Raw genomic sequence first — 16,822 nt, 5'->3', positions numbered from 1 at the left:
ATAAAATTATATAAATTTTTCCAAAAAATCTCAACAGACATCTGATATTTCTCGCATTTATATTACATAGTTTGACATTTCTATTATTGATCGTAAAAAATAATGTAATATTTTGAATTTTTTAATTCTATCACAATCATATATAAAGCGAAACTTCCATCAGTCTTCCCTACACTTCCTTTCTGGTTTTCTTAAACAAACGTTTGATTAAGAAGCAACGATCAAATGAATACCTACTTCTTATTTAGGGATAGGTTAATGCTAGATACAAAAAGTGGATAAATCTGTATACAAATTGGATGTTTTCGAAATATATATTTCGAAAAATGGAGGGAATTGTCTTAGATGCGGTTAAAAAAGATCCGTTAAAACACACTCAGCACATCAAATTTCGTATTGGCTAACAGATGGAACACTGCTTGGATCAGCAAGACCCGTGGAATGATGATGCAGACATTACTATGCTTCGCGAAGACTATGAACGGTTTGTAAGCATCGCAGTTGCGAATACAACAGTTGGTGGCTATAAACTTGGTGCGAACGGTGCATGAATGTAATAGATTTATAGAAAAGGGTGCTTCTTTTAACGAAGCACCCTCTTCTTATCGTATAAACAAATGTTTCTTTATTGCCACATAGAACATTTTTTCGATATAATTACCATCGCATCTGGTAAATTCTCTCTCATAAATTTACATACTTTGAATTCATCAAGCTTCATTGCTCTTTGATATACGCGCACAAATTCCTCACCGCGCATTTATAAAGTCCAACCTATTTCACAAAAAGTTTATCGTGCTTCTTTATATACCCAAACGTCTCTTAAAATTTCTTTACAACTAACAGCTACCCGATTGTCACACCAAATAAAACTGCCTAATTTAAGCATTGCAATCATATTCGGATTATTTTGATACAAAAACATATCGCCATCTTTAAATTTTCCATTCTCATAATCATGTAAAACTTCAAATAGCTTCACATTAATCATCTCTCTTCTCTATTTTATATTTATATTAAAGTTTCTTAGTTAAAAAGTTGTGTTCTTATGATGAATTTACTGTGAACTTCTATAAGTGGTGAAATCACTTCCAGAAAATCAACACCTATTAACGTTTTACAGCTTCCCAAAGGATATTTGACGAAGCGTTTATTCAACAAATTCAATACTACACAGGCATGAAGGATAGAAAATGAATAGAAAAAGAGATTTATCTTTAATAAACAAGATAAATCTCTAAGAATATACAAACACAATTATTTCTTCACAATCGATAATGATTGGATTTCCTTATGTGTTGGATCGGAACGGGCTGCGATATAATAACTTTTTGTTTCATAGAAATAGTTTTTTTCTGAATCATTACTTATACTTTCTTTACCAAGTAATTCATGCAATTTAGCAGTAGACATTGAAATATCTTGGAATACAACTTCTACTACTTTATCTTGTAAAACACCAAATTGAATATTACCATCTTTAACAATCGTTTTACCTGCTACATTTTGTGGTGAAGTTAATGCATTAGGATATGTTGCTTTTAGTTCGTTTAATGTCTTTCCAATATAAGTAGGAGCACTCACAAATTCAGTCCCATACACACTACTTAACAAAGAGGTTACATCATCTAATTTTGTATCCTCCAGCACACTATTACTTGGTGTGAATGGCACGAAATATTGTGAGCTTATCCACCCCGCTTCACCACTCGGTAAAGTAATTTGTAACCATTCGTTATCAGTTTCCGTATCCTTTTTACGATCAGATATAGTGAATATGTCTCCAGAGTTTACTACAACCAGTCGCTCACTGCTTGTATTTGCTTCTTTGCGAACACTAATGCCATTGCTATTTACTATATATTTTTCATCTTTAGCATGATCTTGTGTATCCTGTTTATCTTTAGTCACACTCTTACTTAAAACGCTGTTTTCTGTATGCTTATTCCCCTTTTTTAATAGAAGCAAGTCTTTATAATAAGTCCCTGTTGTAATAATACCGGTGATAATAGCTAAACAAATACCAACTATCATAACACTTTTCTTTTTCACTTTACGGCGATGCGTTGCACCCTTACGACGATGCTTTTGAATTTTTGTTGGTTGTTCTTGCAATAAACCATGTTGAAACTGTGATGTTTGCTCTATCCGTAACTGCTTACGCTCTTCTGCATTCATTTGGTTATATTGCTTTAAAAATTCATTATAATGATCCACTACCTCATTTATATCCCCATATTCCTTTACTTGACCATAATGAAGCCACAGCGCTTTTGTACAGAAATTTCGTACTTGAGACAACGAATGACTAATAAAGAAAATCGTCTTTCCTTGTTCCTTAAATTCATTCATTTTGTCTAAACATCTTTGCGTAAATGTTTGATCACCAACAGAAAGGGCTTCATCAATTACTAAAATGTCCGGATCAATATGAACTGAAATAGCAAATCCAATTCGCGACTTCATCCCACTCGAGTACGTCTTAACAGGCTGATACATAAACTTTCCAATATCAGCAAATTCAATAACCTTTGGCGTAATTTCTTGAATCTGTTCTTTCGTAAGCCCCATCATTAAACCTTTTAACTCGATATTTTCAATTCCTGTTAATTGGCCATTTAATCCTGAAGAAATCGCAATTAGTGCTGCTGAACCTTTAACGCTCACTTCCCCTTTATTTGGAATCGTCACACCCGCAATTAAATTGGATAACGTACTCTTTCCCGATCCATTTAAACCTACAATTCCAACAATTTCTCCCTCTGGTACTTCAAACGATACATTATTTAAAGCGTAATGGTACTCTCCATCTTCACTCTTAAAAAATAAATCCTTTAGTTTATCAGAAGGCTTATTGTACATCTTATATTTTTTTGTAACATGTTCGAACTTTACTTTATAATTCATTGAATCATTCACCTTTTATAAGTAGTCAACAAACTGCTTGCGGAATCTTATATGAAACATTGATCCAATCACAAACAAAATGATTGCGATTCCCCAAAAGTATAATGTATATAGTGACCATATGAAACTAATATCATCATGTAATAATGAAAGTCTATACCCCTCTACCACATAGTAAAATGGGTTTAACTTCATTAAAAGTGTAAAAATACCGCTCATATGCTCACTTGGTTTCCATAATACCGGCGTTACGTAAAATAACATTCTTGTAATCGATTGAATAAATAAATGTACATCTCTTGAGATAGTAGAGATTGTAGAAGTAATAAAAGCTAATGCAAGCAAAAAACAAAAAGTAGAAAATATACAGTATATCAATCCAACTATACTCAAAAAACTTAACCCTTTAATAAATAATATAATCATTATTAACAAGGCAACTAAAATCATATGTGTATATAATTGTGACAATATGACGTATGTTGGGATAACACTCAATGGAAAATTCATTTTAGAAACTGCACTAAGCTTAGCATAAATAGAATTTGAACCTTGTATAATCGAACTGTTAATAAAAAACCACGGGATAATACCACATATCATCCAAACAAAGAAAGGAACCCCCTCTACGGGTGCTCCACCTCGAATACCTAGACCAAATACCAACCAGTACACTCCGATTTGTGTTAATGGATTTAAAAATATCCACATAACTCCTAACGTACTTGCTGCATATTGTTGTTTGAGCTCATATGAAGATAGTCTCCCCATTAAATAGATGTTATCTAATTGTTCCTGAATAACACTTCTAATTGCTTTCATATAGTAACCTCGTTCTCCTGCAACACTGTATATAAATCTCCAAAATTAATTATTTTCATATTACCTTCTATATCTTTTGGTACACAATTACGAGTATCAAAAAGGACAGGTCTTCTCATTCTAGAAGCTAGCTCATTATAATTCATTGTTTTAAATTCATTATGATCAGTCAACACAAGAATTAAATCTACATTCTCCACAGCTTCTTCTACCGATTGGATATTAAAGAAATCTCTTTGAACATATGGATCATAGACTGTAACTTTATATCCATGATGATGAAGTAAATCATAGACTTCTAATGCTGGACTTTTTCTCATATCATCCGTATTTCCCTTATATGCCAATCCAAACAAAGCAATTTTAGGATCTTTAATGTCCTTTAAGAGTTTATTAACATTTTCTACAACATATGTAGGCATAGATACGTTCGTATCTCGAGACATTCGGATAATACTGGTCAATTCTGGTGCCTTTGCCACAATAAAATATGGATCAACAGCTAAACAATGCCCCCCTACCCCAGGACCTGGTTGATGTAAATTGACACGTGGATGCTTATTTGCCATCTCAATCACATCTAATACATTTATATCTAATTTATTACACACTTTAGCTAACTCATTAGCCAATGCAATATTTACATCACGAAATGTATTTTCCATTAACTTAGACATCTCTGCTGTTTTTGCATCCGTTTCAACGATTTCACCTTGTACAAACACGTCATATACTTGCGCCCCCATCCGAGCACAAGCTGGGGTTATTCCTCCTACAATTCTATTATTCCAGACAATTTCTTCTATAATTCTCCCCGGAAGTACACGCTCTGGACAATGCACTAAATAAATATCTTTCCCTACTATAAAACCTGCCTCCTCAACTAAAGGCCTTACATAATCATCCATGCTACGTGGAGCAATTGTTGACTCCACAATTAGCACATTACCTTTTTTAACATGAGGAAGAATATTCTTAACTGCTGCTAACACACCAGTTAAGTCACACGATTTATATTGATTATCATGATTTGGAGTCGGAACAGAAATGATAAAAGCATCTGCTTCTTCCGGTGTAAGTGAAGCACGCAGTGTCCCTTGATTTACCGTTTCTTTTACGACTTCTCCAAGTCCCGGCTCTTCAATATGAATTTCTCCTCGGTTTAATTTGCCTACAACATCTGGATTAATATCAATTCCCACTACTTCAGCGCCATGTTTTGCAAACATGGCGGAAGTAGGGAGACCGATATAACCTAGGCCTATTACACAAACTTTCACAAATCATCGACTCCCACTAGCAAATTTTACAAGTCTATCACAGTTACGTCCATCATCATACTTAATATAATGTTTCTTATTAATTTTCTTAAGTCGTTTTTGTTTTACTAAACATGACTCCACAGCACGAATTACATCGTCTTCTGAATAAGACACATATCCTGGTAATACATTTTCAATATTTTCTTCAGAAATTGGTGTATTATTTTGGAACAAGTAATTAATGATTGGTTTCTCAAGATATACAAAATCAAAGGAGATACTTGAGTAGTCCGTCAACATCATAGAACTTCTTTCAATCAATTCTCTTACATCTGCTTTATTAAAATCATGAATTTCAATATTTGGTGATGTTTTTAAGCTATTTAAGATACCTGAATTATCCTCTTCTAGAAGCTGGCACGTCCTTGGATGTAAGCATACATCTAGCATAATATTATTTTTTTCTAATACTTTTATAAACTTACTATTATGCAATAAAGATTGGATCGCTGTAAAATACTTACTTTCTCTTAATTGCTCAAGATCTTGTATGTTTTTACGCCAAGTAAATGTCATCATGATGCGTTTTTCTGCCTCTTTATTTTGTAACGTATCAAACCGAGACAATCCACAATCCCAAATTTCTTCATTATTGTAACCAAAATGATTTTTAATAATTTGTGTTTCTAAATTACCACTTGTCAAAATATAGTCTGTTAAATCTTTGTTTGAATGGTATACATTCTCTACTCGCCCAGGAAGAATGACACCATGCTGGATAAATACACGTGTAGCATTTCTTAAATGCTTAATATTAGACGGTAATAGTATATTTACATTATCACTACTAAATATATATTTAGCATTCATAGAATAAATAATATGTTTTAAACTATAAAATGGAATAACACGTCCTAACTTTTTAACCTTAGCATAATCAGGAGATTTTTTATCAATTAAATAGTATACATTTTTTTCAGGATATTTTTCCCTACAATGCTTAAAAAACCAATATCCAGTATCGTTTGCAGAGCGACCTATTTTTTCCCCTACTAACCAAATCTCTTTTTTATGAAGTAATACATTTGAAATGTCTTCTGTTATTACACCTAAAAATAGCTTTAATTTCTTAGAATAACTAATATATTCATTATTTTTAATCTGTTTTATCGAATACTGTTTTTTTCTTAAATTAGAAACTACTTTTCTTTTTAAATACTCCCATTTATTATCAAACTTCTTGTAATTTAAAGCTAATTTGCTTCTAGTCTTAACAATAGGAACAACTTCAAATCTTCCTTCAGTATTTTCTATGAAGCTATTATTTGCTTTATAAATGAAATTATTATTCATACCTCCAAGCGGGATACTCTTTTGAACACCCAAAAAATCAGTCTCAATAAAGAAGTCATATCCACCTGGTTTAATATTTTCATCAAAGTGGATAGTAACTTCGTAACCCCCATGACCATACTTAAAACGAGAAGAAGAAAATTTATTGTTATATGAATAAGATGACGTAAAACGATATTCTTTTTTACTTTTTCTATGTTGCATTATAATAGTATGTTTAATATCTTTTTTACTTGTTATTGAAATATTGTTGAAATATGCTAACCCTCTTAAAATCATTTTGTTATCGATAAACTTGATATCAAGTAATCGATTTACTAGTTTAGCGGATTTAAAAAGATGCGTAATATCAATCAAGATTTCTTTCTTTTTATACATGAAAGAAAAATACCAAGTATCATTACGCTTTAGAGTTTTAAAAGGAAATTGATTTACATAATCATACATCGTTACCTTACTAAATAGTTGCGATAAGGTTATTAACTCACCATACTTTTCAGCTATTAAAAGTGCTAATTTCGCGTAATTCACAATAGAAAAGATTTTTATTCTTTCTTGATTAAATTCTTGACTAAATAATGTATTTTTAATTATCTTTAACGCTTGAATTTGTTCACTTTCCGGATAATCGAGAATATTAGCGATATGCTGATTTGCTTCTAACATTCTGTAATATTGAATATCACTATGGAACTTCTCTAACTTAGCAATGGAAAAACGCTTATTATCTATAATCGAGTCCACAGCCGTTAACGCTATTTGTAAGTCTGATAAATTTTTAAGTGTTTTTTGTTGGGTAGTGGATTCATTATCTGTTTCACGTCTACCACGATAATAATATACAAAATCCTCAATTAATATAGTCTTTCTAGAATCAAAAAAGGTTTCAATTGCAAATAAAAAATCTTCCCCATATTTAATACGCTTATTAAAACGGGTTCTTTGAATTAAACTTGATTTATAAAATTTAGCGCAAGAACTTGGAAATAAATATAGAACTGGATTATTTCTAATATGTGTTTCCTTATATCCCTCAATACTATTTTCATATTTATATCTTTCAGCAAATCTTGGATTTACCTTAGAAGATTCAAAGAATGATTCACCTACAAAGGACATCATTTTACCGACAACTAAATCTGCTTTTTGTTCTTCGGCATATGAATACATTTTCTCACAAGCATCAAGACCTAAATAGTCATCCCCATCTAAAAATGTAATGTATTTTGCATCAGCTAAACTAATACCTATATTTCTTGGCTCTGATGGACTTCCTGTATTTTCTAAAAAATGATATTTGATATTTGTATGTTTACTTGCCATATCTCTAATGATATCTTGTGTCTTATCTGTTGATCCATCATCAACTACTACAACTTGTACATTTTCAAGCGTTTGTTTTAGTACAGATTGAATAGCTTCCTCAATATAATTTTCAACATTATAGCTTGCGATAACAACTGCAGCATTATACGTATATTTCTTTTCTTGATATGAACATTGAATTTCTTTTACAAGCTTTTCAATGTACTTCTCATTCTTTTTTGCAGGATTTAAAACCTTGACTAAAGATATGTCAGAATAATTTTCTTCTTCAATACTAATTACTTTAGCATTTGAAATATTTTCTTTTAAATATTTGTAATACTGTTTTAGTTTCTCATTCCACGCTCTAATTTCATTGATATTTTTAAATTCCCTGAATTTCCCATCCTTCAAATATTGTTCTGATAGATACATTTCATGAATAATTATTCTATTAGCAAAATGACTATTTAAAAGCTTTATAAACTCATCACAATATTTTTTCCAAAGACTAAAATCAACGTTTGAAATCACACTAGAACCTTGCTGTATTTCTGAATATAAATTGCTGTCTTTTAATAACCAGCTTTCCACAATCATGGTATTTTTATATTTAAGTAAATTATATCGTTCATCTAATAAATCAATAACAATATAATCTTTTTTTCTTCCTAACTCTTCTATATCTCCTACAATTTTTTTATTGAGTTCATTAGCTAAAATAACTTGTTTGTTATATACCGCTGGTTGTATTTTTTTAGGGTCAACGTTTAATGGCGGAGACATTATATCTATAATAGAACCTAGTGTATAATCAATATCAACATATAATTTTTCATTGGCTACCATACTTAACATTGTGCCTGTTTCATAACCTAAAGAGATAATATTCATTCTGCTCACCTTTCTAACCGTTTTTAATCTATAAATCTTCCTATTTGTCTTTCTAACTCTAAGTAATATCTATCATTAAAGTGATATGGGAAACATCCCCATAAATGTTTTGAGTCGCAGTAGAAATAGTCCTCATCCTTCGGCTTAATTACATTTATCCCCTCAAAATTCTCTTTGAAGTATTGATGATAATGAACTAATAGTTTATTAAATTTACAAATATAATCTTGGTTTTCAAATAAATACATCTGGTTATCTTTTAAATAAGACTTTACCATTTGAATTTCATTTAAAATAATTTGCTCTGGACGAAAATATTTTTTTAATTCCTCGATAAACTTAGAACAATTTTCTTCCCAAATCTTTGTTACCTCCGAGTCAAATCTATCTAATATAGTCGCATTAAATTCATTTTGCAAATTTGATTCTCTATACTCCCAACTTCTTGTAAGATGTGTATTGTTATACCTTAAAATATCAAAACGTTCTTCCATGAAATCTATTACTAAATAATCTACTTTCTTAGCAATATCTTTTAAGTTCTTTATAAAAGCTTTGTCTAAGTCTCTATGCAATGATTTTCTTCTAAAATTACTACTCAAAGATATTTGCTCTTCTTTATATGGTATTGGTTTTGCTGTTACACTAGCCAAACTGCTCCGAGCATAATAATCTATTATTTCATATTTCGGATGTCCATTATGCTCCTCATATACTCTAAAAATATCCCTGGAATCACAGCTACCAAATATCAACATTTTAACTTTTTGATTTTGATCACTAATAATGTTCAAAAGTGTTTCTTTTGCCCAAGTTCCTAAATGCTTAGGTAAATCTTGATGACCTTTTCCTTGTCTTAAATCGTTATTATAAGTTATTCTACTATCTTCCAAAACACTGGAAAATTTTTCGAAATATCCTTCATAATAAATATCATTTGTAATACTTAAAAAGTGTAACTTTGTTTTTATGTTTCCTTTTCTAGCGACAGCTGGAATAATATCATCTATATACTCAACATCTCCCTGAGTAATTCCTCCTGCAACGCTATTTAGAAAACTAATATGGTGATTATAATATGTATTGAAAATCCCCAAATACAATGGTGGTCCCCCTGCTATAACATGGCCAATATTCATTCTTAAACCATAATAAGTAGCAGAACCTCCGCCTTTTGATCCCCCAAGGGTAATAATATTATCCTTAACTATTCCTTGTTCTTCAGCTAAGCGTTCTATTAATTGAATAATATTCTGTTGCAAGTTATCCTTACGATTTACATCTTGATAGAATCTACCGTTCAGACCGTAATCATCCAGTAAATATAGTTTATTTACTTTAACATCTTTTAAAACTCCTAAAAATTCATAAGCTGTATTATAGGGATTAAAACCATGAAAAACTACTACCAAGTAAGGACTATCGTGTTTTTCAAAAATATATTTAATATCTTCACTATCTTTATTTGCTAAAATATGATCAAATCCAGTAACATATCCTTGTCTGCGAAATCTTCTTATTTTCAAAAATTGGATATGAGCTTCTCCCATTCCTTCAGCTTGTAAATATATTTGATAAGAAGCAAATTCTTTTGGAGTTTTAACGACAAGATCTTTCTTTTGGCACACCATAGAATCCACTAACTTATCCTTGGAATCATAAAATTCTATTCTTAATTTTAAATCTACATTTGAAATCCCAACACACTCTAAGATATATTGAGCATTCTTTTTTAACTTTGGAAGAATTGTTTTCTCCTTTTTATTTATCCTGTCATAATAGTCAGTCCAACAGACAATTTCCTTATAGTTAATATCTAAATAGGTTTGTAATTCAGCTTCTCCACCTGGAAGAAAAGTAAATTTAATATTGGCAGGCAAATTTAATTGTATATTTTTATCTATAGGTATTTTATAAAGCTCTTGTGTTAAATCAAATGTATTATATAAATGATCATAAAACTTTTCATAATAACTATAATTTAATAAATGTGGACGTAACAAATACTTATGGTTAGCATCCGCATAATTTTCATCAATGCTAATAATATTAACACCTTTAAAATTTTGTTTAAAAAAAGTATACTTTTTCTTTAAAATTTCATTTGTTTTTTGAATATCTTTTACATTAGAAAACTGCAATAGTTCTCCATTATTTACATATTTTTCAGCTAAATACATTTCATGCAGAATAATCTTATTACTAGGAACAAACTGTTTAAGTCTATCTATGAATCGTAAGCAGGCATTACACCATTGTTCACTAAATTTATTCTGACGAACTTCTTTATCTTTTAAAATATCCATTAATGAACTTTGTTGCACATCATAATTTAAGGTAATGAAACTATCTTCTAACTGAGCATAATCATGCATCTCATCCAAAAAATCTAGAATAATATAGTCACAGTCTTTTACTTTCGCGGATAAATACTTAAAATAGTCTTTTTTTAACTGCCCAGATACAAAATGATTTATTCCTTCTGTATGTTGGCTTTGCAAATTTGTTATTGGATTAGAAATTAAACTTACTATATTGGTTTTGCATATGCTCCCGATTAAAGATACTTCTGATGCATCATACAAATCAAATAGCAACTGACTCCCTGTCCCAATAGTAAGAACCTTCATAAATTTATCTCCTCTAGTTTAGATATTTTTCCAAATATCCCCCTACAATGGGGCCCTGAATCTTGTATCAAATATTTGTTTTTTTTATTTTCAAATGAGCGAGAAAAACCACTTCCCTTAGAATATTGCAATATATTTTGGAGGACAGCACCTAAATCAGACACCACCGGTCCAAACAAATCTTTCTTATGATTAATCGGCCCCTCGTTATAATGCCTAGAATAAAACTCATCATAATCAAACTGATAAAAAATTACAGGTTTATCCATATAAGCAAAATCAAATGAAACAGTAGAATAATCCGTAATTAGTAAACGATGACGTTTTAATAAACTTTGGACAGTTTCTTCTCCTTGTTTAATGATTTTGATTCGCTCATGAAAAACAGGCATTTCTGCACATAATTTTTGTGTTTGATAGTGCGGGAAGAAGGTTAATGTTAAATCCTGTTCTTCTAATATCTGATGAAGGTCTTTACTTTGTAAAAACGACATATATGTTTGCCAATACTTCGATTCTTCCAATTGCTCTTTCGTTTTAATCCAACTTCTCCACGTTGGCATAAGTAAAATTTCATTTCCTTTGCTTTCATCTTGTAATGCATCCCAACGTGCAAGTCCTGTTACAATGACCTCATCTTCGTTATAGCCAAATTCCTTTACAACATGATTCTTTTCGAATTGAGAAGATACAACAAACAATGAGTATCCCATACGATTTTTGTTTAATACATGATTCACTCGGCTTACACCTATGACTCCATGTTGAATAAAAATTTTCTTATTTTTTTGCCATCCTGGATAATACTTTAAAATATCTTTATACTCATTCGTATACATATTTGCTGTTTCTGAATAACTATTAATCGTCTTATCACAAATTAATAAGTAAAACGTATGCTTAAAACTTCCATATTGAATAATATTACCTAGATGTTTAATATTCTTGTAATCATTCGATTGTTTATCGATAATATAATAAATTGGTGTACTAGCATGTTGTTTGCGAATATAAGTAAACAAATGATACGAATTATCTTGCGCTGTATCTGACCTTTCTCCAATTAACCATATTTTTTTTCTACGAAAATATGAACCAAGTAGCTTATACGCAAGGATTGCAAAAAATGCTGCATACTTTTTCCTTTTAAAAAGACCTATATCATAGCGCATTGCGCGTTTTATTTCACGATATTTATTCATGATTCGTCTTCTATAATTACACTTACGAATCTGAATTGTAGCTTCACTATTTTTATATGGCATTCTAATTTCTAACGGATTTAAATTTTGATACTTAGTATTGTTGCGTAGCTGTGCTAATAGTACCTTCATTGGTTCTTCAACAACAGTATTCCCTATGATGAGGCGTATTGATATTTTCCATTCTCCCTCTTCTAATAAATCTTTCACATTAACTTCTATTGTTTCAAAGCCCGCATCATTATAGTCAATGGTATTGTTAGAAAATAGGTATGTTATATCGGTACGTAAGGAGTTCTTTAATTGAATTATTTTAGTAGTTCCTTTTTTGCGAAATACCAATTCTTTTTTTATTCCCTTTGTAGACAAGTTTTCAATAAAAGCATATCCACTGATTATTAAAGTTGCTTGTCGAAGTCTTATACCTTCAATTCGATGATTTAATGTTAAATAATCTACTTGTAACAAGCTTTTATACTGAGGGAAAAATTGATAAAAATAATAATAATATTTCTCATTCTCACAAATAAGTTCTTTAGAAATAGATTCATCTTGAAGAATGACTAATAATTGTTTTAAAGCTGTACAATCATTCTGTTTAATTATCTCTGTTATTAATTGATCACGTACATTTAAATTTTCTGTAATGTTTGAACCATGCAAACTTAAGAGAAATTCATTCCCAAACTGAATAACTTGAGAGAGTTGTTCCTTGGAAAAGCTCGCACCTTTTAAAACAATAGAATCGACAAAGAATTTCCATTGTCTTTTCTCAATGTAATAAATATATGTTTTTTTTGCATACTTCTCATACAAAGCTTCTAATTTCTTTTGTAATGTAACTAATTGTTTAAAAAATGAGATGCTTGTTTTTTTGGATAAATTCTCTCCACCATCTAGTACCCTATAGTTAAGAAAAGGAATATCTTTTACAACAATACGTTCAGATACAAGAAAACATTGTTGTGTAAACAGTAAATCTTCTCCTACTTGCAAATCTTCAGCAAACTGAATGTTATGTTGTCTACATAATCCTCTTTTAAATATTTTGTTACTAGCAGATGGTGTCAAATGTAATTCTGAATGTACTGTAATATTTCTGACTGTAGGTAAACCCTTCTGAAATACCTTCTTCATATACGAAAGCGGCCATTGCTTATATTCATTAAAGCATTTAATATTTGCAATACCAATGTCTGCACCTTCTTTAATGACATGCTTATATAACTGTTCATAGGCTGTTGGGTTTACATAGTCATCAGCATCTAAAAATGTAACATATTCTCCTTTTGCATGTTGAAGCCCACTATTACGTGCAGCACTTACTCCAGCATTATCTTGAACGTACACTGTTATTTGCTCATATTGCTTTTCATACGTTCTCAAGATTTCTATACTATTATCCGTAGATCCATCATCTACAACAATAATCTGAATATCTTTCAATGTTTGATTTATGACAGAGTTAAGGCATTGTTCTAAATACTGTTCTTTATTATAATTTGCAATTACTACACTTAATTTCAGATTTCTCAACAACCACCAGTCCCATCTTCTAAACCGTACAATAACATATGAAATAGAAAATTATTTTCTATCTCTTGTGTTATTGCAAATCCTCATATATATCTATAAAAATCTTTTTTTCATTTTCCCAATTATAATTTTCCCTTGCAGAAAAACAATTTTGCTTCATTTTTTCCCGTTCTTCAGGATGATCAAGTAAATAGTTCACACCTTCTGCAATAGAAACAGGATCATGAGAATCTACACAAATCCCTGTATACTCCTTCTCAACAACACGTTGGATTTCAGGGAAACTACAGGCAATTACAGGTACACCGCTCATCATATACTCAAATAATTTGTTAGATGAAGCTGAATAGTGATTGAAACAAACATTATTTAATACCTGAAAACCTAAATAAGCATTTTTTGTATAATGTAACAATTCATTTACTGGTACTTTTGGAATAAATTTCACCTTGTTTTCTAAACCTAATTCGATGACCATTTTTTGCAAATCTGGTTTAATACGTCCATCACCAATGAATGCAACTGTTCCTCTCTTAAACATTGGAGCAGCTTGTACTAACTTATCTAAACCTCTACCGATTTGAATACCGCCTTGATATAGAAGAATTGGTTCATCTTTAGGAATGTTTAACATCTTATGTAAATTAATTGCATCACTTTCTTCTGGCTGTGTAACAAAAGGATAATTATGAATAACTTTTGGATAGAAGCCATATAAGTCTTCAGCATATTTTGCACGTGTATGGTTTTCCATAATCATTACATCTGTAAATTTAAGAAAGAATTTTTCCATAACCCCATAAATCTTGCTATTATACCCTGTACGACTTGTTTGCACTTCATGAGAGTCATAGATTAACTTTTTCTTTCTAAATACTTTAGCGCATAGCCAGCCCTGCGGTAACGTATTTAAGTCATTGGAATGATATAAATCATAGTTCTTTTTTAATCCACTTTTTACCATTTGCATTAAAATATATGAACGAATAATTAAAGTTCCTACTTTTTTTGCAGACAGTAAAATAGCAAATAGCAACAAAACTGATATTACTATAGGAAACTTCCACAATGTGAGAATAGTAAATATACCGCATAGTAGCATTGTAATTACATTTTTCATAGCAAACTTCTTTACACGATTCGCTGCTCCAAGCACTTTCTGTAAAGGTAGAAGACGATTATTTACGCGTGTTACTGTAAATCCTTCTTTTCGCATTTCCCACTTCGGTAGGTCACGTTGTTTCCAATCATGGATACATATTAAATCTACTTCATATCCAACTTCAGCTAATGCTGTACACTCCCTTAATACACGCGCATCATTTGTGAAGTGATTCCACACGAACATACATACTTTCTTCTGAGACATCCTGTTCCTCCATTAAGTTAGTTAGTACTCTGATGTTGTTTTTCCACCTTAAATGTTGAAAAGCATAACCATACCCATTGTTTCCCTTACCTCTTCTTAATACTTCGTCTTCAGCTAAAGTTAAAATATGTTTTCCTAACTCTTCAACTGTACGACTATGTGAAATAATACCGCATTCAGCTTCTGTAATAACTTTCTTAGCATATCCCGCTACATCTCCAACAATAGGCTTTTTCATGCACATGTAGTCAATAATTTTCCCTGGTAACACTGTTTGAAATACTTTTTTATCTACTAAACTAACATATGCAATATGCGCTTTTGCAACTTCTTTCAAAGTAGCACTACGGCTTTTAGCCTTAACGATTTCCATGTTGAGAAGCTTTTTTTTCTTAATAACTTCTGCTACTTCATAACTTTTAAATCCATAGCCAATTATTTTGAATTGAATATGTTCATATTTCTTCAAATACTCTGCAACATCAATTAATTTTTTTATATCTTGTGCTAAACCGATATTTCCCGTGTAAATTACTGTAATCCCTTCTTGTTTCTTATCATTCTCTTTCGGCTGATGTTTTATCATCTGCAATTCTTTCTCTGTAAGTGAGTTTGGCATAAAGGATATAATGTCTCTTGTAATCCCTTTCAGTTCGATATACGGAATAAAGCCCTCACTATTTACAATAATTTGATCCGCAGAACGATATAAAAACTTTTCTAAACTATACGCAATGAATAATACAAAACGATTCGCAAAAACCCCTACCCCCAATAAAGATTCCGGCCATAGGTCTCGAACATCTAAAATGAGCCTGGTATTCAATTTTTTTTCGCAAATATGCCCGCTAAACCAATGAAAATTGGAGGCGTTGAAACAAATACACAATCATATTTCCCTTTAATTTCAAAAATAGCCATAATAAATCGAAAAGTAATCTCTAAATATAAAAACAATCTTCTTATCATATTGTTCGTATACTTTTTAGTTTTCGGTGTAACACGGATTATTTTTCCGTCTTCCAAGAACTCTTCATCCCAGAACTCCTGATTCTTATATAAATTTTGATTCGGATAACGTGGATCTGTTGTAAGGATTGTTACATCATATCCTTCTTCTGTTAGTTCGGAATGAATATTTTTAATGCGATTCGCAGCGCTTCCTATTTCTGGGTAGAAATTTTGTGCTACTACCAAAACTTTCTTCATTTTGTTGCATCCCTCTTTTCCTCTATACTAACTGTATCTTTCATCCTTAATTTTTTTAAACTTGTTAATTTCATTAACTATAGACTGATAATAAAATTGAAGTTAAGTCCATAAACTTAACTTCAACTTTAAAAACTTTACCTTAAATTTACAAACTTAACTTTTAATTTACATAATCTAGAATATCACTAAATCTGACAAAATTGAACCTATTATGCAGATAAATTCTTTTTTTTCAACAGTAACGCAATACATCTCAGCAATCCATACTATATAACGATGCTATGACGCCTATTAAAATAACATCGTGGTCAATAATATCTGCGGATGATT

The 16,822-nt window shown here is 30.9% G+C and carries 9 protein-coding genes and 1 pseudogene; 1 reads left to right on the top strand and 9 read right to left on the bottom strand.

Annotated features, from left to right (window positions below; translation table 11 throughout):
• The first annotated feature begins 419 nt into the window (after positions 1-419).
• Positions 420-551, top strand: a complete 132-nt coding sequence (locus ACTDJC_RS06140; protein WP_440602890.1) for a LicD family protein — start codon at positions 420-422, stop codon at positions 549-551.
• Between the two features lie 239 nt (positions 552-790).
• Here ACTDJC_RS06140 and ACTDJC_RS06135 read toward each other — a convergent pair whose 3' ends face one another.
• The 9 genes and pseudogenes from ACTDJC_RS06135 to ACTDJC_RS06095 form a co-directional block, all read right to left on the bottom strand.
• Positions 791-991: a hypothetical protein gene (locus tag ACTDJC_RS06135; RefSeq protein WP_440602889.1), complete on the bottom strand. Its 201-nt coding sequence runs from the start codon at positions 989-991 to the stop codon at positions 791-793.
• A 266-nt stretch (positions 992-1,257) separates the two neighbouring features.
• Positions 1,258-2,907 carry a teichoic acids export ABC transporter ATP-binding subunit TagH gene (tagH, locus tag ACTDJC_RS06130; RefSeq protein ID WP_440602888.1) on the bottom strand — a complete coding sequence of 550 codons (1,650 nt, stop codon included), beginning with the start codon at positions 2,905-2,907 and terminating at the stop codon, positions 1,258-1,260.
• A gap of 15 nt (positions 2,908-2,922) precedes the next feature.
• Positions 2,923-3,729 (bottom strand): ABC transporter permease, encoded by an 807-nt coding sequence (locus ACTDJC_RS06125; RefSeq protein WP_440602887.1) that lies wholly within the window; start codon positions 3,727-3,729, stop codon positions 2,923-2,925.
• Positions 3,726-5,009: a nucleotide sugar dehydrogenase gene (locus ACTDJC_RS06120; protein WP_440602886.1), complete on the bottom strand. Its 1,284-nt coding sequence runs from the start codon at positions 5,007-5,009 to the stop codon at positions 3,726-3,728. The genes ACTDJC_RS06125 and ACTDJC_RS06120 overlap by 4 nt, the downstream gene beginning before the upstream one ends.
• A gap of 3 nt (positions 5,010-5,012) precedes the next feature.
• Entirely contained in the window at positions 5,013-8,543 is a 3,531-nt protein-coding gene (locus ACTDJC_RS06115; RefSeq protein WP_440602885.1) for a glycosyltransferase, read from the bottom strand.
• Between the two features lie 23 nt (positions 8,544-8,566).
• Complete coding sequence (locus ACTDJC_RS06110) at positions 8,567-11,173, bottom strand: accessory Sec system protein Asp2 (RefSeq protein ID WP_440602884.1); 2,607 nt, start codon at positions 11,171-11,173, stop codon at positions 8,567-8,569.
• Positions 11,170-13,911, bottom strand: a complete 2,742-nt coding sequence (locus tag ACTDJC_RS06105; RefSeq protein ID WP_440602883.1) for a bifunctional glycosyltransferase/CDP-glycerol:glycerophosphate glycerophosphotransferase — start codon at positions 13,909-13,911, stop codon at positions 11,170-11,172. The genes ACTDJC_RS06110 and ACTDJC_RS06105 overlap by 4 nt, the downstream gene beginning before the upstream one ends.
• Before the next feature lie 70 nt (positions 13,912-13,981).
• Positions 13,982-15,280 carry a glycosyltransferase gene (locus tag ACTDJC_RS06100; RefSeq protein WP_440602882.1) on the bottom strand — a complete coding sequence of 433 codons (1,299 nt, stop codon included), beginning with the start codon at positions 15,278-15,280 and terminating at the stop codon, positions 13,982-13,984.
• Positions 15,231-16,489, bottom strand: a pseudogene (locus tag ACTDJC_RS06095) (glycosyltransferase family 4 protein). The gene ACTDJC_RS06100 and the pseudogene ACTDJC_RS06095 overlap by 50 nt, the downstream one beginning before the upstream one ends.
• Between the last annotated feature and the right edge of the window lie 333 nt (positions 16,490-16,822).

Origin of the sequence: Bacillus sp. GB_SG_008, from assembly GCF_052038115.1 — a bacterium.
In the GTDB taxonomy this organism is placed as follows: Bacteria; Bacillota; Bacilli; order Bacillales; family Bacillaceae_G; genus Bacillus_A; species Bacillus_A rhizoplanae.
This window is presented reverse-complemented; position numbering and strand designations above follow the sequence as displayed.